The organism is Rhodanobacteraceae bacterium (assembly GCA_016713135.1).
Taxonomy (GTDB): domain Bacteria; phylum Pseudomonadota; class Gammaproteobacteria; order Xanthomonadales; family SZUA-5; genus JADKFD01.
Genome location: JADJPR010000006.1, coordinates 1 through 21,220, shown reverse-complemented (window position 1 = coordinate 21,220; position 21,220 = coordinate 1). Strand labels below are relative to the sequence as shown.

The following is a 21,220-nucleotide window of genomic DNA, read 5'->3' as shown; positions in this document are numbered from 1 at the left end:
CACATATGCATAAACGAGACTAATCTCCGCGTGGGGGAATTCCGGGACGTGTCGTGCGGGGAGCATGGGGGACTATCGGGGCCATTGGTCGCTGCTGCGCCCGACGATGGGCAGGCGGGCCGAGCGTGCTCATCCTGCTGGCATGGCTTGCGGGTGACGCAGCGTGGGCAAGCCTGCCGCGGATAGCCGCGGAAGCCACAGGATTTGCGCCGGAGACGCTGGGCAGCAAGATCATCCTGCACGATCAGTTCGATGCCGCATCCGGCAACGGAACCCCGGATCAGGATTTCGAATCCGGACTTGATCCATTTGATGCGTCCGCCGCGGATGACTTCGTGGTCCCGCCGGAAGTCGCCTGGTGGGTACACGAGGTTCAGACGATAGGCACGTCCGGCTTGGCGGGCGGTGCACAGGTGTCGGTTTTCATTCGCACCAACAGCGTCGGGATCGGCAATCCGGATCTCCCCGGATCGGTGCTGGCGGGGTGCAGCTACGAGCGGCTGGTCCCGACGACGGATGAGTCTGGCTCTTTCGTGCTCGCATTGCCTTCCCCTTGTCTGGTGCCGGCAGGGCGCTTCTGGTTGGAGGTGCAGACTCACCAGAATGCGAATACGCACGGCCAGCACTTCTGGTCCAATCGCAGCATCCGGACGGGATCGGAAGCGGCATGGCGAAACCCCGCCGATGGCTTCGGGACCGGGTGCACGGACTTCCGACCGCAGACGCATTGCGGAGTTGGCGGAGGCGTCAGCCCTGATTTGCTGTTTCGCATCGTCGGAGAGGTGGCGGGCGCGGATGTCTCCGTCTCCATGCTCGATACGCCTGACCCGGCCATAGCGGGGGAATCCATCACTTTTCACATCGAAGTGCGCAACAGCGGACCTGCGCCCGCCAGCGGACTCGAACTGACCTCGGATCTGCCGCCGGATGGCAGTCTGGCGAGTGCCCAAGCAGATGACGGGGGTGTCTGCACAGTGATCGCAGCCCGCGTGCGCTGCAGCTGGGCAAGTGCGCTGGCGGCGGCCGGAATGCGTGAAGTAGCGCTCGTCGTGCGGACTTCCCCGCAAAGCGCAGCGAATTCGGTCCTGTTGACCGCAACTCAGGCAGATGCGGACACCAGCGACCCGGACCCGACAAACAACACTGCAACTGCGCAAACGACAATCGCAACGATGGCAGATCTGCAGGTTCTGGCGGAGCCAGCGGTGCCTGCGATCGCCGGCGAGCCTTTCGGCATCGAGGCCTCAGCGCGCAATTCGGGGCCGTCAGACGCGAACGATCTCGAACTGAACTTCGTCATTCCTTCGGCCGCGCACGCAATCTCGGCGGTGGCGCCCGGGGGCGACTGCACGTTGGGCGCAACGGTGACCTGCCGCTGGACCGGCGGGACCGCACCAGGTGTCGTACGTCGGGCTTCGCTGATTGCAGAATTGGCGTCGTCCGCCGTTGCGTCGTTGACGGTGCCGATCTCAGCGGATGCGGATACCTCCGATCCGAATCCGGGCGACAACGAGTCGATCATATCCATGCCAGTGCAGACGCTGGCGGACATCGCGCTCGATATCGACTCCAGTCCAGACCCGGTCCAGGCGGGCGAGTTCTGGACGATCCACGCCGATCTCCGAAACCATGGCCCGAGCGATGCCCGGGATCCGCGGGTGCAACTCACGATCCCTGAAGGCGCGATCTTGGACGGCGCCGATCCAGGTGAAGGCGGAAGCTGCATTGGTTCTGCTCCACTGGAATGCGTCTGGATCGGAATGACGCCAGCAGCCGGCGTGCGCCGGCTGCTGGCGCGATTGCGTGTGCACCCCTCGATCGCTCCGCCGACCACGTTGATCGCACAGCTGTCCGCTGCCTCGGCGACCAGCGATGACAACCAAACGAACAACCTGGGCACGGCAATGGCGGCCGTCACCGCTACGGCCGACTTGCGCGCATCGCTTGCGCCGCTTGATTCCAGCGTGTCCGTAGGCGAGATCACAGAGGCACTGGCAAGACTGGAGAACCTCGGTCCGAGCGATGCACAGGATTCCGAGTTGCGCCTGACGCTGAATCCGGACCTGCGCTTCAGCGGAATCGACGCACCCGGTGCAGATTGTCAAACGCCCGAGACCGGGCGGGGCGGACTCGTGCGCTGTCGCTGGCCGGGGCCGATGGCGGCGCTCTCTGCCTACGAGCTACGACTGCGCTTCTATGGTGGAAGTCCCGGAATCAGCCAGCTCAGCGCTACGGCCACGTCGCGATCGCCCGATCACCAGCCCGCGAACAACGCGGCGAACGCCCGGTTCACAGTGGCTGATACGGCACACGAGGTCCCAGGACCCGGACCGCTGGCGATGCTGGTACTCGGCCTCGGAATGTTGCTCGCCGCTTCAAGAAGTCGATTGGCATAGGAGATACGCGATGAGCCCGCATGCGGAGCGTTACCGTTGCCTGGCTCTCTGGGGCGTGTTCCTGGTGGCGTCAACGGGGACGATGGCAGGCACCCCGGAAGCGCCGCGCTTGCTCGCCTGCGACGCGAATGAAGGCATCGCGGTGGTGAAGATCGACGGCGCAGAGCAGGCTCTGCTGCGTGGCGAGTCCGTGGCCTCGGGTGAATGGCGATTGACTCAGGTGAGTTCGGATTCCGCGGTGTTCATGGCCATCCACGAACCGGGCACGACCGTTCGCATCTTCCTCGATTCCCTGGGGCGGACTTCCTTGCGGATCACGGACAAGCCGCCACCCGCCCCTCCCGTGGTGGCGTTGGACATCCAGACGGTGAGGGTCAAGTCCAAGTCGGAGGCGCCGTGAATCGCGTCTTCCAGGGAGCCCTGGCTCTGGCCGCTCTCGGCTGGGGGTTGTGCGCAATCGCGGGTTCGGAAGATGTGGTCATTCCGGAAGCCGGAGAGCTGCAGGCGAGCAAGAGCGGCAGCACGGACTTCACGCTTGCCGGGCGCTCCGGAAACCTGCTGCGCGTCCAAGCCAACGCTTCCTACAACAGCAGGCTCCCGGACGGCGCACTCAATGCCCAGGCAAGGCAGCAAATTGCATCCCTGGTCCTGGAAGAACTCGGAGACCACTACGATTTCATCATTGTCGCGCCAACCATGCAGGTGGATCTGGGCAATCTGATCTACGGTCTCCATTGGCAGGTACACAACGATGTGCAGGGCATCGGCAGACCGATGCTGGACCTGCGTGCGCAGTTTGGCGGAGCACAGCGGCTGAAAGCAGTCATCGACCTGGATGACGCGATCCTGCCGGTGAGTTTCACGGCAGTCGAATACGACGGCCTGCTGGACACGCTGATGCACGAAGTCATGCACCAGTGGGCGTCTTACGTGCCCATGCAGATCGAAGGGTCGCCGTTGGCGACGCAGGCCAGCCATTGGTCGTCCCGATTCGACTCCGATGCGTCTGTGATGCTCGGCGCGCGTTGGCAGGCGGTTGAAGCGCAGCGCTGGCGTCAGGTCAAGGTCAGGGATGGCTTCGGGCCGCTGGACCTCTATCTGGCTGGTTTCATTCCGGCAACAGAAGTTCCGCCTGCACGCTATCTGCTGACCGATGACCTCCAGGGCACCGAGTTGCCGGAACTCGGCCGGACGGTCCAAGGCGAAGAACGCTGGGTGACCTCGCAGGACCTCCTTTCGGTGCTGGGTCCGCGTGTTCCCGCGCATGACCAGGCGCAGCGCGAATTCAATGCCGCCCTGGTTTCCCTGGAACCCGCGGGGTACCCGGCGGGGGCTGCGGAACTTGATCGACTTGAACTCCTGCGAGCCCAGGCGCAGAGCCGTTTCGCTGCACTGTCGGGTGGCCGGGCGCGTCTGGTCCTGGGTATCCAGGCCGCCTCGGTCCAGCCCATGGCGGGATCACCGCAGAGTATCGGCTCGGACGCGGCACCGAGGCCGAGTCTCGATCTGGCCGCTGCGACCCAGTTCCTGCTGGATCGTCGCGCTGAAGACCTCTGGCAGGACAAGGCGTCCTCGCGGATTCCCGACAGCCTGCGGGCGCTCTCGGCTCTCTCAGCCGACCCGTCGCAAAACGGTGTGGTTGCCGCCGCGCGTGCCCGGCTCGAGGGGTGGAATGCCCAGACGATGGAGCACTTGGCCGCGCTACTGCGCGTTCCGGATCTGCCGCCGGCGCGTCGGCGCCTGCTGTTGCAGGGGCTGGTCGCGATGCAACAGGCAGACGGAGGCTTTGGGCTGGCGGGAGATCACAAGTCTGCCATCCTGGACACCGCGTTGGCGGTGCAGGCACTGGCTCACGCACGCAGCGTGGAACCGGAGTCAGTCTTGCCGGCGGTGATTGATCACGCCGTCGCGAGCCTGATGGCGGGGCGGAACGCCACGTCCAACTGCTGGGGCGCCCAAGCCGGTACCTGCGAGTTTCTCTCCACCGTGACTGCGGTCGCTGCACTGGCCAGCGCTGGGGTGAATGGGCAGGGCGAGGCAGTCTTTCGCTGGCAGCAACTCGACGGGGGCTTCGGGGAAAGCGCAGGCGCCACGCCGTTCGAGACGGCGCTGGCCCTGAATGCCCTGAGTCTCGCCGGCATGCATGCGGACAGCCGGCTGCACCTGGGCCGTGCCTGGCTTGCCGGGCAACAGCTGGCCGACGGCAGCTGGGGCGGTAGTGTGGCTGCCACGGCGGAAGCGTTGTTGTTCTTTCGCCGGGACTCTCGCCCGGATCTGCGAGTGGACGGCAACGTGCGCCTTCAGCCCGAACTGCCGGTGCAGGGGCAGGCAGTCACAATTCGATTCGATGTGCACAATGCGGGCGTCCAGCCAGCTCCGGCCAGCAGCCTGATCGTAGAACTGCAGACAGTCTCTGGCGGCCCGTGGCAGATGCTGGCCGGAGTGGAACAATCACCGCCCCTCGCTGGCGGCGTGGCGGTCCCGCTGCAACTGACCTGGGAAACCTCGTCGTTCTCGCCAGGGGAATACCGTTTGCGCATCCGCGTCGATTCCACGGGTTTGATCGAGGAACTGGACGAGACCAACAACACCGCCGAACGCATGGTGAACCTCGCCAGTCCGCCTGTCACACCTGATCTCGCCGTCAAGGACGCCCAGGTGGACCTGGTGCCCAACGTGGTGACCTCCGTGCCGCAGGCCGTGTCGGTGCGCTTTACCGTGGAGAACCTGGGCCTGACTGCGGTGGACAACGCGGCCATCCGCATTCACGGATACCGCTTCGGCGAGCTGCTGCCTTTGCACACGGTCTCCCGAATGGTGGCGGCGCAATCCCGGGTCGCCATCGATGAATCGGTTCAACTGACCGACGCCGACGTCTCCCGCATCGTGGTCCTGATCGATCCCGACAACGGGATTGCCGAGGCGAGGGAGGACAACAATCGGGCCGAGGCGGTGATCCAGCGAACCGCGACCGTCGATTTGGCGGTGCTGCCCGCCGACATCGTGGCGCCCGCTGGCATGCGGACGGGGACTCCGGCGGAATTCGCCGTCACGCTGCGCAACCTCGGTACCAGCGATTCGCCGACGGCGAGACTGCAGGTCGACGTACGACGCTCCGACGGCAGCACCTCACGACTGGCGGATCAGGATGTCCAGGTACCGGCAGGCGGGTCGATCCAGAGGCTGGTCCAGTGGGTACCGGATCTTGCCGGTGCCAGCGCGCTGATGGCGCGGATCGATGCGCTGGACCAGGTCGTCGAGATCAACGAAGGCAACAATCAGGCCGAGACAGGCTTCGAAGTCCTGGCCTCCACTCTGCCCAATCTGAAGGCGGTGGCGGGCGGTTGGCAGATCGTCCCCGACCCGGCGCTGGAAGGCACGACGGCCCAACTCGGCCTGACCGTGGTCAATGACAGTGCGCACGCTGCGTCGGCCTTTTCCGTTGAATTCGCTGCGGCACCCGCTGGAAGCACGGACTTCCAGAGTCTCGGGTCGGTGCGTGTAGCAGCCGGATTGACGCCGGGCGCCAGTCAACTGCTGACGCTGCAGACACCTGCGCTCAGCGGCCCATACGCGCGACAACTGGTCGCCCGCATAGACGTCGGCACGGAGGTGACCGAGACCAACGAGGGCGACAATCTTGCGCTGCAGCTAATGCAGGTGCTGAGCCTGCCAAACCTGCAACTGGTCGCCATCGATACCCGCCTGACGCCCGCTCAGCCGGCCCCGGGCGCGAGCGTCCGGTTGACGGCGACCTTGCGCAATACCGGTCAGCAACCGGTGCCCAGTACCGCAATCGAACTTCACCGGCTAGCTGCCGACGGTGCGCCGTCGACGCCGCTGGCGCCTTCCCAGGCTGTAGTGGACCTCGAGCCCGGCGCAGAGCGCGCGGTCGAGTTCGAATTCATCCGGCCCGATGGCGCCCTGCGCATCGAATTGGCTGCCGACAGGGCGAACGCTATCGCCGAGGGGCGAGAGGACGACAACCGGGCGATCCTCGATCTGGACACGACCGATCCCGACTTCTACGTCACCGAACCCTATTTCTCGCCCAACGGGGACGGACGCGCTGACCAGACCGAGATCGTCGCGCGCCTGACGCCACCGGCGGCGGCCCGGGTGCGGGTGCTGACGTCCTGGGGCGAAGAAGTGCTGTCTTACGGGGATGGCTCCGTAGTGGCCCAGTTGGGCGGCGTCTGGGACGGCCGCCGGGGGGATGGGCGGCGCGCACTCGATGATCGTTATGAAGTGCGTCTGGAAAGCGCAACTGGCCAGTTGTTGAAGCGCCTCCCGTTGGTCCTCGACACCAATCGTCGCCCGCTGGTGCTTGCCGCACGCGATGGCAATGCCCTGGTGGAGTCACTGGACTGCGGGGTCAGCACCCATTTCGATCAAATCACCGGCATGCATGGATTGGACTTCGTGCTCCGCGCCGGTGGCCTGGGGGTACAGTCAGGCCTCTATCGATATGGTTTTGATGGCAGCGCGCGCCTGCTGCTGCCGACGTCGGCATTCCCGAATTCCTGGGGATTCACGTCGGTCGGATTGCTTGACGAACACACCGTCGCTGTCGCCGCCCTATCGGCAGAAGGACTGGAACTGGCCGCGGTCGATGTCGACAGCGGATCGATCTTGCAGCCACCGACAGTCATTGGCCATGGTGCAAAGAAATACGTTGGCCGTCTCCTGGATGGAAGCCTGATTTTCGAGGCGGAACCGAGCGGTGTGGTCGGATGGTCACCCAGCACGGGACAAGGGTCACGCTGGGACTCCGTTAGCCCGGATTTCCAGAAGGCGTACACATTCGGAACCGATCGTGTCCTCGTGTCCTCGCACAGTGGCGTCCATCTGGTGGGACCCGCAGGTGGCACCCTCATCGATCGCATTCCTCGATTGGATGATGAAATCTGGAAAGCCGCACGGTTCTCCTATAGCCGGGTCGACAGAGCATTCTACTGGTCGCCGGGTGCGCAGTCCCTTTGGCGCCCAACCGCTGTGCAGATATTGCGCATCGATGAGCGCACAGGCGCGGTGACGGCCATCGTCACGTCTGAGACGTCGCTGGCGAACCTCGCCGCTGACGTCAGCCCTTCCGGGCGATATCTGATCATGAGTTGGGGCGCCGAAGCCCGCGCAAGGATTCGCGATCTGAGCGCTGGCACCGAGCTTGACGTCGATCTTTCCGACGTGGTGCCAACTGACGTCCCACCGCGGATTCCAGACATGCCGATGGGGCGGGGTGTGTTCGAGTTTCACTGGTCGCCCGATGAGACCCATGTGGCTGCGCGCTTCGAGGCCTACCAGAACCCCGAACCGGTCTCCATCGAGAAGTTCGAAGGCAGCAACATCTACGTGTTGGGTAGCCGCGGTCTGCTGATCGAAGTCGCAAGCGGTCAGGTGCGCGATCTTGGTGACTTCAGTCCGCGTGGCTGGATCGAAGGTGAGTTGCAACTGCTCGGGGAGCAGGACGGGATCGCGCTGGAGCGCGGCGCCGAGCGCTGGCCCTTGTTGCCGTCGGAATCGACCATCGAGATCGCGGAGCATTTCCCCTATCGCAGTTCCGGGCTCAGCACGGTGTTCCGCCGAGATAGCTTTGGCGGATGTCCTCAGCAATACGTCCATGCACTCTCCAACCGCGGGAACGGCTTCGCGCGACTGGACCTGGAGTACGTCGAGGCCCTGCGCACCATGGTCGTGCGCATCAGCGCGGATGATCAGAACCTGGACTCCTATCTGCTCGAGTACCAGCTTGAGTCCGGCGGTGTGTGGACCGGGGTCCTGGACGGGACCGAGGCGGTGGACGATCAGGTGATCGGATCGTGGTCGCCGCCGGCACCTGGTCGTTATCGCCTGCGTCTGCGAGTGGTGGATCGCGCTGGAAACATCGCGCAGACGGTGAAGGAGTTGGTCTGGTTCGACGCCGAGGCGCTGGGAACGGTACAGGCTGACCTCAGGCACATTTCGCCGAACGGGGATGGCGTCAAGGATCGATTGACCCTGCGGTACGAGATCCGGTCGGCGATTGAACTGGATGTTCGGATTGAATCCGGGAACGGCACTCTGCTTCAGACCGAACGACTCCAGCATCCGCTATCCGGTCGCTTCGAGTGGCGGTGGGAGGGTAGAGCGCAGGATGGCTCGCCGTTGCCGGACGGAACCTACCGCATCAGTTTTGCCGGCCGCAGTTTCGTGGTCGAGATCGACAATTCGCTGCCTGATCTGGAGATCACGGAGAACCCGCCGGCGATCACTGATTGTTTGCCCAACCCAACCGTGACACGCAGATCATATGGCACGGTCAGATTGAATGCCGTTGATCAAGGTTTCGACCATGTTCGGTTGGAGTCCAGACCACGAGACGGATCATCGCCCTGGATTGAGCGTGTCAGATATGAGAGCGCATTTGTTCCCGAAATAGACTTCAATCTGAAGCCCCAGGAACTACGAAACGAGGAGCACCGAGTCGTCGCCGTCGATCAAGCGGGCAATATCCGGACGGAAGTATTCGAGGTGCTTGGCTTGGGTGTCCATAGTGCCCGACTTGTGGGATTGCCCGTGTCTGGCCCGTCGTGGCATGTGCCGGGACGGGGTCAGGTATTGACTCCCGTCATGACATGGCCGAGAGCGGCGCCGCCTTCCGCGATGTTGCTCGGTGTCATGGCGCGATCCACCGAAGGCTGGCAGTTGGAGTTCCGCGAACCGGCGGGCAATTGGCAGTCTTTACCGTACTCGCTGGTGACACCTGGAGATGTCCCTAGCCCGGAGCGGAGCTGCTTCCACGGGGACGAAACTTGGCTTCGGGTGGAATTGCCCCCGCTGCCCGGTCGTGCCGAATTCAGAATGCGCCGTCAGATTGGCGGAAACATGCTGCAATCGAATGAGTTCCGTGTTGAACGAGACCCGGAAGGCGGGCCCCCAATAAGCAGCGGAGGGTCAGCGAACGGGGATGGGGGCGATCTCTGCACGCGCGTCGGGACCTCCGTGGTCTCCACGCATCTGGGTGTTCCGCCTCTCCCATTCGCACAGCCTGCATCGGTGCATTGGTTTGACTCGCGCAATGGCAGCACGGTGCAATTGCCGTTGATCCCGCGGCCTGCGGGCCAATTGATCGCTGTCGACATTTCTGGACTCCCGATTGGCGAGCATGTCCTGCAGGTCAACTACACGGATGGCTCCAGTCAAACCACGACCGTGGGCCGCAGTACCGAATCGCCGCCGGCGCCCACCGTCGAACGACCGCAACCGAACAACCGGCTCTGCATTGGCGATCCGGCGTCAGTAACCGGGCGAATCGACCACCCGTTTGTGGAAGGAATCTCGGCACAGATCGGTAGCGATCACGGCTTCTGGGTCGGTCGGGAGCCCGGTAGGGAGAGCGATTTCCAGATCCTGCCGCGGCCGGACCAATTGCCTGGGCTGAGGAACGCGGCCCCGATCGACTGGCAGATTGAAACCTGGGAACAAGTGGGTTTGCCTGAGGGTCCGGCGACCTTGCGTGTCCGCAGTCTCTTCTGTGAACGCTATTCGCCTGCAGTCGAGCGTCCTGTGGTGGTCGATGCGCGAGTCCTGATGCAATCGCCCGTGGTTGGCCGCAGCCTCGACCACCTGCGTCCGCCGACGACCATGGCCAACGGGATTGCGCAAAGTTCCTACCGCTTCTCGCCTTCGCTTGGGCAAACCGTCTGGGTCGCGGCGCAAGCCTATGAAGAGATCTCTGCGCAGGCCACCCTGCACGCGGTGGGCTCCCGACCCGTCCTGACGGATCTGGGCTGGGCCGGGGAATGGACGGAGGCAGGCCCGGCCCTCGTGGATCTGGGAAGTCGCGGACCGCTGACCGGCGCATTGCAGTGGCAATGGGATGGCCGCAACACCCAGGGGCAGGTGCTCGAGGGCGAGTACATCGTGGTCCTGGTCAGCCACGACGATTGCGGCCACGAGCGCAAGGATCTGGTCCCGGTCAGGGTGGACGACACCCCGCCCCAGGTCCAATGGCTGGAACCGGCGCCAGGCAGCGCGCTGACGCTTTTCCAGCCCTTGCGTGCCCGGGCCCAGGATCAGGTCATGGCACAGGTCGAGTTCTCCTATTCGGCCCTGGTGGGCAACGGTCAATGGCTGAACATCGCGACGCAACCGACATCCGCTCGGGGCCCACGCGATTACGCCCATGACTGGTACAACCATGTCGCTGCCGGTACCTATCGATTGCGCTTCAGGGCGCGTGACGAGGTCGGGCTGGAGAGCCAAGCAGATATCGAGGTCCAGGTTCCGGAGCGCTCGCCGCTGACCCTGGCGGCGGAGTTGAACAACGAGCTGATCTCGCCCAACAACGACGGCATCCTCGAATCCACGATCCTGTCCCTCAGCCTTGGTCGCCCGGCTCTGGTGAGCGTGCGGGTGCTGGATGCCACAGGGGTGACTCGCAAGACGCTCGCCGACTCGGTGACCCTGAACGGCACGCAGTCCCTGACCTGGAACGGACGCGATCAGACGGAAACGCCGGTTCCGGATGGCGCCTACCGGGTCGCGCTCAGGGTGGTCGATCCCGTGCAGCCAGCGCACTTCGAAGAAGCCGAGTTCCAGGTTGCAGTGGACACCACACCGCCACAGCTGGTGATGCGTGCGCCGGCCGGCGCATTCAGCAACGGGCGTGGGGCGCTGACACTGGAAGTGGAGGAAGCCCATCCCCTGGGCGCCGAGGTCTCTTCCAATCCGCCGATGCCGGGATTACTGGCACAGCACGAAGGCGGCGGTGTCCTTGAATTGGCCCTGCTTGATGATGACGTGGCGGAGGGCAGCTACACGCTGAGCATCCAGGCGCAGGATCGCGCCGGCAATCGCAGCCAGCTGAGTCATGCGTTCACACTGGACCGCACCCCGCCAGGCGTGTCGATCGATACGCCGGGCCCGGACGCGGTGCTGTCCCGAACAAGCGGGCCGATCGCCGTGCGAGTACGAATCGATGACAGCCATCCCGACGGGCGGATGCTCGAGCTGCGCCAGGGAGATTCACGGGTTGCGCTGATCGCGAGCGAAACCGGCGTCGGCAGTGGACCTTGGACCGCCGCCTGGGCAGGCGTGGAGCCCGACGGTGCCTACACCTTGCGGGTGACGGCATCTGATCGAGCGGGCAATCAGGGCCTGGTGGACGTCTCGGTGGTACTCGACAACACGCCACCGGTTGCGCGCATTGACTCACCATCGGCAGGCGCGTCGGTAGGCGCGAGCTTTGCGGTGACCGGTAGCGCGACCGATGCGAACTTCGACCGTTTCGAGCTGGATCTCGCGGAACCCGCGCAGCCGCCCGTCTTTCAGCGGGTAGCTGAGGGTAGCGAGCCAGCGGATGGACTGCTGGCGACGGTGCTGTCGCCAGCGACTGACGGCGTCTACCTGCTGCGCCTGCGGGTACATGACCGCGCTGGTCACGTCAGCGAGGTGTTCCGCGAGGTTCGAGTCGACACCTTGCCTCCCCCCGCGCCGACACAACTGCGCGTGGCGCGCACGGGCCCGCGTGACGCACGCCTGTCCTGGACCGCGCCATCTCCAGCCGGCGATGTGGCCGGCTACCGGCTTCTGCGTAACGCACAAGTTGTCGCCGAGCCATCTGGCCTGGAGCACGTCGACACCGAACTCAGCGAGGGGATGCACCGCTGGCAGGTGCGCGCCATCGATGCCGCGGGCAACGAATCCTCGCCGAGCAATCAGGTCAGCCTGGCGATCGACACGACACCGCCCGAGGTCGCCTTGTACGCGCCGTTCAATGGCTCGCGCATCGGTGGCACGGTGGCCATCACCGGTCGCGCCTTCAGTCGCGACGACTTTGAGCGCTGGGAGCTGCGCGTGGTTCGGAACGGGCAACCGGCGGTGGTGTTGGCCAGCGGCACCGCTGCCGTCCTGAATGCCGAATTGGTGCGCTGGAACACCCAGGGATTCGACGGCCCCGCCAGCCTGCAAATCGAGGCCTGGGACATCTCGAACAACGCCGCTGTCCGGGAAGTCGGACTGACGATCGACAACCAGCCGCCGGCTGCGCCCGTCGGCCTGGTGGCCAGCGAAGCCGGGACCAGCGATGTGCAGCTCACATGGACGCCCAACACCGAAGCCGACCTGCATGGTTATCTCGTCTATCGCGGCGCGCGTCTGCTGCAGGGTGACCCGGGCGGGAACCCCTTGCTGCTGGCCATAGCGACGCCTGACTGGCTGGATGAGGACGTCGGCGACGGCGGCTTCCAGTGGCGGGTCCAGGCAATCGACACCACTGGCAACCTCAGTGCCTTCTCGGATCCAGTCAGCTTGACGCGGACGGGCAGGCCGCCGCGGGTCCGTCTGGTCAGGCCGCTGGATGGTGAGCGATTCGACACGCGCGTTCCGGTCCGCGGAACCAGCGCCGACCTTGACCTTGCCGAGGTCCAGTTCGAGTTCCGGGCGGATGGCGCGTCCGTCTGGACGCCGTTCGGCCCGATGTTCGCGGTGCCTCCCTTCGATTCGATTTTCGAACCGGCGCCCCAGGCTTATGGCTTTTTCGACCTGCGCGCGCGTTCGCTGGATCAGGAAGGTCTGAGCGATCCCGCGCCACCCAGCGTACGGATCGAGCATCGAGACCTGCAGGCGCCGCCAACCCCTGCAAACCTGCGTGTCCTGGTCGACGGCGAGCAGGCGATGCTCGATTGGGACCCGGTGAACGCCCAGGATCTGGCCAGCTACGAGGTGCAGCGCGCTGCCCCAGGCGGCGAGTTCGTCACGGTTGGCGTGGTTCCCTCGCCGACAGTTGCGCATGTCGACGGCTCATTGACCGATGGCGAATATCGTTACCGCATTCGGGCAGTGGATACGTCGGGCAACCAGTCGCCCGCTGGCGCAGCGGTCAATGCGCGGGTGTTCAGTGTGGAGGTGGAGCAGCCGTATACGCCGACGCTGGAGACGGCCACCGAATGGCGCGTGCGCTCGGTGGTATCCGGACAGGTTGTGGCAGATCTGCAGAGTGCCTCCGGAAGCGCAGCGCTCCCGGAGCAGGCGGTCGCCGCGGGACAATGGCTGCCCCTGCAGACCTTGCTCGAACCGGGCCTCAGCACCCTGACCGTGCGCGTCCGGGACGGCGTCGGAAACCGCAGCAAGCCATTCGAATCCCAGGTGCTGCGCAGCGAGCGTCCGCCAGCTCCGTCAAACGTGGCGGCGACGGTGAATGCGCATCAGGTGAACCTGAGCTGGCAGATGCCGGCCTATCCGCGGCCGGTCTCGTTCCGGGTATTCCGTGATGGTTCGGCGCGAGAGCCCGATGCCGCGCAAACGCCCCAGTCCGCCGCTGAACTGCGTGCGCAGGGCACACCCAGGGCGCTGCCCAGGCTCATCGACGGTGCGTCCTCAACTGGTGAGTCGATCGACCTGTCGGGCGGCGGCGTCAGTGTTCTGGTGCAATTGGCCGAGCCCGTCATCGTCACCGCGTTCGAGATTCAGCTGGATGCACCGCAAGCGCCGATAGCCCTGGCGGTCGAGGGCGAGTGGCTCGGGAACTGGGTGCGACTGCCAGCGACGCTGACCGACGAGCCAGGAACGCTGTCGGCGAGCCTTGGTCAGCCCTATCGCAGCCAGCAGTTCCGTCTGCGTTTGAGTGCTGCGGACCCATCCGTCTACCTGCGCGAAATCGTCGTACGGGTGCGTCCGACGCAGAGCGCGACCAGCCTGCAGGAGACCCTGACCGATGGTCGCTATCGATATCGCATCGCGGCGGTCAACCAGGACGCATTCGAAAGCGCGCAGTCCGATCCGGCCGACGTGGTCGTGGGTGACATCGTGCCACCACCGGCGGTGGTCCTGAGTGGACAAGTCCAGGGCGCGGACGCCCAACTGCAGTGGACGGAGAGCAACGCTCCCGACCTGGCCGCCTACCAGGTTCTGCGTGGCAGCACGCCGATCGCCTCGATCACGAATCTCGCGAACCGCAGTTACACGGATTCGGGCCTGCCCAATGGCGCCTATGGATATCGCATTCTCGCGGTCGATCAGGCGGGGAACGCGGCACCGTCGAACCAGGTCGTGCTGTCCGTCGATGTGGGCACGATGCCGGCGCCGATCGGGTTGGTCGTGGATGCGCTACCCGGCGGGGGTGCGTTGCGTCTGACATGGCAGCCTGGAACCGGCAGCAACCCGGTGTACTACGGCGTGTTGCGTTCGCCTGCCGAGGCCGGTCCCTTCGAGCAGATCGGGGACAGTGAAGTGACCACCTACGATGACGAGGGGCTGGTCAATGGCACGCGCTATTACTACCGGGTTCGCGCGTTCGATGTGATTGGCAATGGCAGCCCGGAATCGAACACGGCCTCAGGGGTTCCGGTTTACGCCGACGCGCCCGTGGTCACCCCGGCTTTTCACTTTCCAACTCGCTACGGCAGGTCGGTCGTGATTCCGCGACCAACGAGTGTGATTGCCGGACGCGGTCAACCGGGATCGATCGTGCATGTCGGGACCGGTACGACCTCCTCCCGCCAGGCCGTGATTCCCACCAAGCCCTGATGCGCAGCTACCTGACTGGCGGAAGCGACGTACTGGTTTCGCCGGATGCCGGTCAGGTCTACAGCGACGCCTGGGTGCGGCCTGTCGACGGTGAGGATCCTGGCGTCCAGCTTGGCAGCGATTGCGCGTTGGCCCAATGGCTGGACGCGGACCAGTTGATGCGTTGCTCTCCCATGGGCTCCTCGGTTCATCTGGAAATTTACCGGTTGGCATCGGCCACACGGACGGAGGTCCTTGAGGTTCCCCAGTTGCGCCTGTTCCGGCTCAGTGAGGACGGTCGGCGCCTGCTGGTCGTGGCAGACCTCCCCGGTGGCGCGGCGGGCCTTGAGCTGGCCTGGCGCGAGCAACAGCCGGTCGGGGACTGGAACCGGATCGCGATTCCCGCGTCAGACATCGATCCGCGCAGCGTGCGCATACACGGCGACAACCGCTGGGCGATCTGGTACCTGAGCGACGGGCGGATTCAGGTGCTCGACCTGCAATCGGGATTGGTACAGCAGGCCGCGATCAATGCCATCGGCGTACCGACGCTGGCCAGGCGGTCACCGGAGGCCCTGGTCCTTGGTGATTCGAATGCTCCGGGCATTCACCGGCTGAATCTGAGCACTGGTGCGCTGGTGCCAGTGGATTTTGGCAGCCCGGACGCGGTCGCGATCGAGTTCAACCAAGACGACACGCGCTTGGCGGTGCTCGGGTCCGGACAATGGACCTTGCACCGTTGGCCTGACGGCTTGCAGCTCGCCAGTCGCGACATCAGCGGGGGGACGTTGATGGCCGCGCTGGCCACCGAGGAATGGGCGATCCAGGCCGACATCGACCTGCATATCGTGCAGCCGCCAGGCGTGTTCCGGCTTCCTGCCTTCGAGTTGGCCTTTGGCGACAACATCCTTGCCGCAATTGCATCGGCACCGGGGCAGCTGGACAGCGGGCCGGCCCTGCCGATCACCATCACGGTACCTGGCGACGGACTACCGGATCTGCAGGTCCGCAACCAGGACCTCAGTGCGCAGCCCAATGTAGGCTTGCCAGGAGCCGCCGCGCGTTTCCGGCGCGCATCCTGCAGCATTGGCAGCGCATCGAGCGCGGCAGCCACCGCGACACTGCAGATGTCCACGCCCGCAGGTCAATCGATGCCACCGCTTTCGGTGGCTGTGCCGCCGCTGCTGGCGGGTACCGAGACGGTCGTTGCCTGGCAAGCACCAGCGCTGGCGGAAACGGGCATCTACGGCGTTTCGGTGGCGGTGAACCCTGCTCGCGTCTTCCAGGAATCGAGTTTTTCCAACAATCGCGCCTCGCACGTTCTACGGTGAATGCCGATGGGCTGCCTGGAGCTGCGCGCTCACGGTTGATCGCGCTCTACGCTGGGACCGACGGAGACCCTGCATGGCACAGTGACAGTCGTGAACGGGACGTCGTTCACTGGACGCCTAACACTACGAATGCTCGATGACCAGCAGCATCTGGTCGCCCTCCTGCACCAACAGGCGGTACAGCTGAACGGCCCGACAGCGAGCTTGACCGTGCCGTTCGGCTGGACCCTGGCACGGTTGCAGCGGGCGCTACCGCGTGATCGCGGAACTGCATGATGCAGCCGGTACGCTGCTTCGTTCGCGCGATGCGCTCGTCGACGTGCGCGCCGAGTCGCTGTTGTGGTTGTCCCTGGAACCGGGTCAGCAAACGGTGACACTGGGCGCCCCATCCAGCTGCAGGCCAGGTTGCGCTACGTGCAGGGCAACGTGGTTGTCGAGAATGCCGAGTTGCGCTCGCGACTGATCGGACCCAACGGCCTGGCGATGTCCGGAGAACACCCGGGCACTCGGTGTTTGACGGTTGGATACGATGGCGCGCATCCCGTTTCGTTCGCGTCCGGGACACTGCCTGCCGGCGCGTACAGCCTGATTTCCGAGGTGTGGTCAGGCGGCCTGCTGGCGGAGGCCGGCGCGGCGTGCAATCGCGGTGCGGGTGGTGGTGCAACCGCAGTGGGTGGCGCCTGGCAGTTGCCGGAAAGCGTGCTGCCCGCCGGCTCTGCGGCGACGATTCATTTCGAGGTGCAACACCGGCGCAGTGGCACTGTCCGACCGGTCCGGGCGCGTGCGCGCCGGCGACGACTGAAATGAACTGGCCCAGCAGCGCCTACACATGGTCGCTCGCGGCCGGTGAATCGCGCATCGGTACGCTTGAAGTCTCTGCCTCCGGGATGTCGATCGGCGCCATTCTGCTGACGCTGGAAGTGCCCGGCGGATCGCTGGCGCGGATGCTGGATGTGCGGACCGCGCTGGTTTCGGATGTTGCGCCCCCCGACGATCACCCGATCCGTCCCGTGAATGGCGCTTTCGTTCCTGGATCATTTGATGCAGCGGTGCGTGTCCTGGATGCGCAGCATCTCCCCAGGTGGAACCGCGCATCGGTGGCGGTGCGTTCCAGGCGATGAGTCCCGGAACCGGTTTCCCTGGGGAGTTCCGGTTCCCGGTCGATGCCTTGAAAGGCCCGCTGACCTTGCAGGCCCGGGCACGCGACGCCTTCGGCAATCTCGGCGTGTCGGTCCGTGGTCGGTCACCGTGGACCGCACGCCGCCGCAGATCGACATCCGGGTGTCGCCGAGGGCGGTCTGTACGCGGTGCCCGTGGTCCCCGTCATCCAGGTCAGCGATACGAACCTCGATGCGACCATCCTGTTGCTGGATGGACAGCCATACCATCCGGCACGCCGATGACCTCGGAGGGCAGTCGCCAGTTGTTCGTCAGTGCGACAGATCAGGCCGGCAACCGGAGCCAACGCGGTCTCGGTTCGTCATCGATACCACGCCTCCGGCACTCCAATTCACGTTCCCGGCTGCCGGGGCCGTGATTTCCCGCGACCACGACGGCCGTTGTCCTGGCGACGGAACCCGCAGCAACGGTCACCCTGACACTCGGTGGCTTAGCGCCCAAGCTACCGCCGATACCGCGGGCGTCGTCAGCTTCGCGGCCGTTCCACTGGCGGAGGGAGCAATCTGGTCTGGCATCTGCGGTGGATCCGGCGGGCAACGCATCGCCTCCGACGACCCGCACGGTCCACCGCGGTTTCGGCGACGGTGGGCCTGTTCGACGGCGACCTTCAGCCGGCAACCACCGCGAGCCAGCCCCGGACCGGATCTAGACCGGCACCGCCGTGATCAACTATCTGGGCGCCACACCGGTCGATGACATTCCGGCCCGGTTGTCTCTGGTCGACCAAGCCAGCGGCCAGACCGTGGCGCAGGTCCAATGGACGCGAACTTCGCACTCCCTCCGTCTTCACCGCAGACTTACCGGTTCGCCAGTGGCTCCCTCTCGTTGGGCAACTACGTGCTGGTCCTGGCCACACCTGACGGATGCGGTGGGCGGCGAGTCTGGACCGTGCCGGCCGGAAGTGATCGCGCTGGCCGACCTGACTCCCCTGAGGTCGCCTGTTGCAGCCCGAGGCCGGGGCATTGTTGCCGGCGAGCTTCCCTGTGGCAGCGCAAGTCTCGACCTGTACAGCAGCATCGACGTCGTCGATTTGCTGTTCGATCAGCAGATGCCTGTCGCAGTGGCATCGGATCCGCGCCAAGGTACGCCGCGCAACTCGATGGGATTGCGGATGGTGCGCGGCATTCAGTGCGGGCGCGCGATGCCACCGGTCACGAGCCGACCGGGTTACCAATCCTGGCGCGGACCGTCACCGTCGACGACGCCTCCGGACATCGAGATCACCGGCATTGTCGATGGCCAATTGAGCAACTGTACGCTGGTCGTAACGGTGACCGTGACCGATGCGCATCCTGCCGGGCACGGAAGTGCTGCTCGATGGTGTCCCGCATGCATCGGCACCGGATCAGCGTTACAGGGGCGCAAGTGCTGGAGTGCGAATGCCACTGACGGAGCCGGGAAATCCAGGCAACCGCGAACTGCACACCATCACCATCGACCTGACACCGCCGGATCCAGCGGATCACGGTGCCGCCGCGAACTCGGCGACGCCTCTGAGCTACCTGCCGGTGGTGGCGCAGACGAGGCGGGCATCGAAGTCGAACTTGGGAATCAGCCGGCGCCATTGGTGATCGTGAGCGACGCCTAGCAGCCAGAAAAAGCGCCGGCGCCGTCTGGCTGGCACCGGGCGAGAACTCGCTTGAACTGCGTGCCCGCGATCGCGCTGGAAACCTGAGCGTGATCCGTTCTGGTGCGGGTGATGCGCCCGACCAACAATACGGCGCCGGTCGGGGCTGCCCTGCAGCATCCTGGCAGCGGTCCTCACGGGCAACCGGTCGCGGGGATGCGGGCAGGGATCTCGACGATTCCGGATTCCTTGCATGGCGACAGTCCTGCGTCCTGACGCCTCGGTCGGTCCCAGGCGCCGTTAGCCTGACCGAGGTGGAGTCGCGACCCTTGCTCCAGGCGCGCGGGGTGAGCTCGCTGTTCCTATACCCTACATCCGAGGCCAGCGGCGCGCGTGCGGTTGCAGCTGGTTTGGCAGTCAGTCTGACCAGCCGGATGCTGCATCAGCCGATCGCGGCGACGGAGGCCGACATCCGCGATGAGATCCTGCCTAGACACTACTCGTGCTGGAGCCGGTTGCCGGGGCCACCGTTCCTGATCCCATTCCCCGTTCGCGCTCAGGCGGAGCGACGCCGCAACGATGGCATCGAATCGGTCAGCGCGAGGTGCTGATGATGGATCCTGGATCGCGCTGGCGCCGGGTCCAGCGCAAGGTGAAAGGCACGGCCTGCCCCGGCGCCTGCGCCTGGGCTCAGGTAACTCTGGTTCCGTGCCACCGATGGCGCCGGGAATGCGCGGAACCTGGGGCCGTTCGCAGCCCGTCGCGATGGGACCGCCGCCGGGCCAGGATTTGCCGATGGGTTCGAGATTCAGGCGGGGGTTCAGGCACCAGCGGCTTTGAGTCGGAGTCCCGGCGCTACCGCGCGCAAGGGTCTCGCAGCGAGTGATTGAGTCACGGCAGCGAGATACCGGTGGAAAGCCCACAAGCTGCCGGCGGAGCGTGCACCATGAACGCACCGCACGGCGAAGCCCGCGCCAGGCGATCCTGTTCCTGCTGGTGGGCGCTTCGGCGTGGGGCCCCGTTTGCCGGTCTCTGGTCCGGTCGCCACCCGATCAAAGCATGTTCTGGCAATCCAGCCCTGCCGCGATGGCCTGCTGGCGTGAGTACCGGCTGAGCGATCTGCAGCGCGGCGTGGACGCGGGGCATCGGGGATCGCCTCGAGGCGACAACGCAGAGCCGCTTGCCAGCCGGCGGGGTCGGTCGTTCCGCGCAGGGAGCTTCCGGTGCAGTGGAACCGCGCGCTGCTGGAAAGCTCGGAAGCGCTTCGACCTTCCGGCAGCAAAGCACCGGCAGGTCAGCTGCCGGCAACGATCCAGGGCGCGACTGGGTCCACGCTGGGGCCATGCGTACTCAACGCCCCGGCTGCACCAGCGGGGTTGGCGCCGCAGGATGCAGACGCGCCCTGCTTCCTTAGATCCTGGGCACTGCATTATTCTCCAGTGCGCTTACCGGGCGGCCGCGCCACCGTTGAGGCTGGTGAGCGCACGTCTCGAGCTGAGCAAAGGAGGCGCCAGCTTCACCACCGGTCGCCAGCGCGATCTGGCGGTGACAGTCCGGATGCGCCCCTGCACCCGGAAATCGTCGCCAAGGCTGCTGAGCTGGGTAACGAGTACGCGCAACCTGGACTGCGGGCGCGGCAGCATTCGGACCGAGTGGTATCCGGGTTCCCAACGGGGCGCGTTATCGTGTCTGAGGCGCACGCGGGGGCAATGATGTCGATCAGGCCAGCCTGCCAGATCGCCTTTGTTGGTAAAGCGCCGCGAACGTGCCGGCACGCTACGTTCAGGGCGTGGGCTGCGGGCCGCTGCCGGAGCTGGAGGCAACCCCCAATCTCCAGGCGACGCGGTCAGGATTCTTAGCAGCTTAATCGCGCCCCGACTGAGCACGGCGGTCAGGTCGAGGGCGGTGTCGTGCCACGGGTAAGTCGAGCGACCAGCCAGACTGGATATTCGCGGACGTTCCTCAGTGCATTTCGTGAGGAGCGCAGCAGACCCAGATTGGCCGGGTATGGCTATTGTGCGAGCCAGCCGTGGGGTTGCAACAGGTGACGGTGGCGGTTATCTGCACGGTCGCCGCCCCAAGCGATCGAGGCGCTGGTCACGGAGTTCCTGACGACCGATCCCGGCATGTCTCCGCGCGATGGACTGCGCGCCCTGGTCTGGGCCCTACCTGACCTCGCCAGAATCCAGCCGCAGGAACGTACGCAGACCAGTTGGCGCTGGTCCGGCCGTGAGCGCTCTGACCTCGAACTGTTGCTGGCG

Annotated in this window: 7 protein-coding genes; all 7 read left to right on the top strand. The window is 65.4% G+C overall.

The window, feature by feature from the left end:
• The first annotated feature begins 125 nt into the window (after nt 1–125).
• The 7 genes from IPK27_07880 (at nt 126) to IPK27_07850 (ending at nt 18,963) form a co-directional block, all read left to right on the top strand.
• The gene (locus IPK27_07880; GenBank protein MBK8067540.1) at nt 126–2,396 is read left to right on the top strand and encodes a hypothetical protein; all 2,271 of its coding nucleotides are present in this window, start codon (nt 126–128) and stop codon (nt 2,394–2,396) included.
• A gap of 10 nt (nt 2,397–2,406) precedes the next feature.
• On the top strand, nt 2,407–2,796 hold the full coding sequence (locus tag IPK27_07875; protein MBK8067539.1) for a hypothetical protein: 390 nt from the start codon (nt 2,407–2,409) through the stop codon (nt 2,794–2,796).
• Nucleotides 2,793–14,903, top strand: a complete 12,111-nt coding sequence (locus IPK27_07870) for an Ig-like domain repeat protein (GenBank protein MBK8067538.1) — start codon at nt 2,793–2,795, stop codon at nt 14,901–14,903. Before IPK27_07875 ends, IPK27_07870 begins: the two co-directional genes overlap by 4 nt.
• On the top strand, nt 14,903–16,213 hold the full coding sequence (locus tag IPK27_07865; protein ID MBK8067537.1) for a hypothetical protein: 1,311 nt from the start codon (nt 14,903–14,905) through the stop codon (nt 16,211–16,213). The genes IPK27_07870 and IPK27_07865 overlap by 1 nt, the downstream gene beginning before the upstream one ends.
• A gap of 405 nt (nt 16,214–16,618) precedes the next feature.
• Nucleotides 16,619–17,020: a hypothetical protein gene (locus IPK27_07860; protein ID MBK8067536.1), complete on the top strand. Its 402-nt coding sequence runs from the start codon at nt 16,619–16,621 to the stop codon at nt 17,018–17,020.
• On the top strand, nt 17,017–17,334 hold the full coding sequence (locus IPK27_07855; GenBank protein ID MBK8067535.1) for a hypothetical protein: 318 nt from the start codon (nt 17,017–17,019) through the stop codon (nt 17,332–17,334). The genes IPK27_07860 and IPK27_07855 overlap by 4 nt, the downstream gene beginning before the upstream one ends.
• Before the next feature lie 1,437 nt (nt 17,335–18,771).
• Complete coding sequence (locus IPK27_07850) at nt 18,772–18,963, top strand: hypothetical protein (protein MBK8067534.1); 192 nt, start codon at nt 18,772–18,774, stop codon at nt 18,961–18,963.
• The last annotated feature ends 2,257 nt before the right edge of the window (nt 18,964–21,220 follow it).

Bases quoted from the DNA above. Each gene is read 5' to 3' on its own strand.
- IPK27_07850 (MBK8067534.1), top strand. From the start codon at position 18,772: ATGCCACTGACGGAGCCGGGAAATCCAGGCAACCGCGAACTGCACACC.
- IPK27_07865 (MBK8067537.1), top strand. From the start codon at position 14,903: ATGCGCAGCTACCTGACTGGCGGAAGCGACGTACTGGTTTCGCCGGAT.
- IPK27_07875 (MBK8067539.1), top strand. From the start codon at position 2,407: ATGAGCCCGCATGCGGAGCGTTACCGTTGCCTGGCTCTCTGGGGCGTG.
- IPK27_07855 (MBK8067535.1), top strand. From the start codon at position 17,017: ATGAACTGGCCCAGCAGCGCCTACACATGGTCGCTCGCGGCCGGTGAA.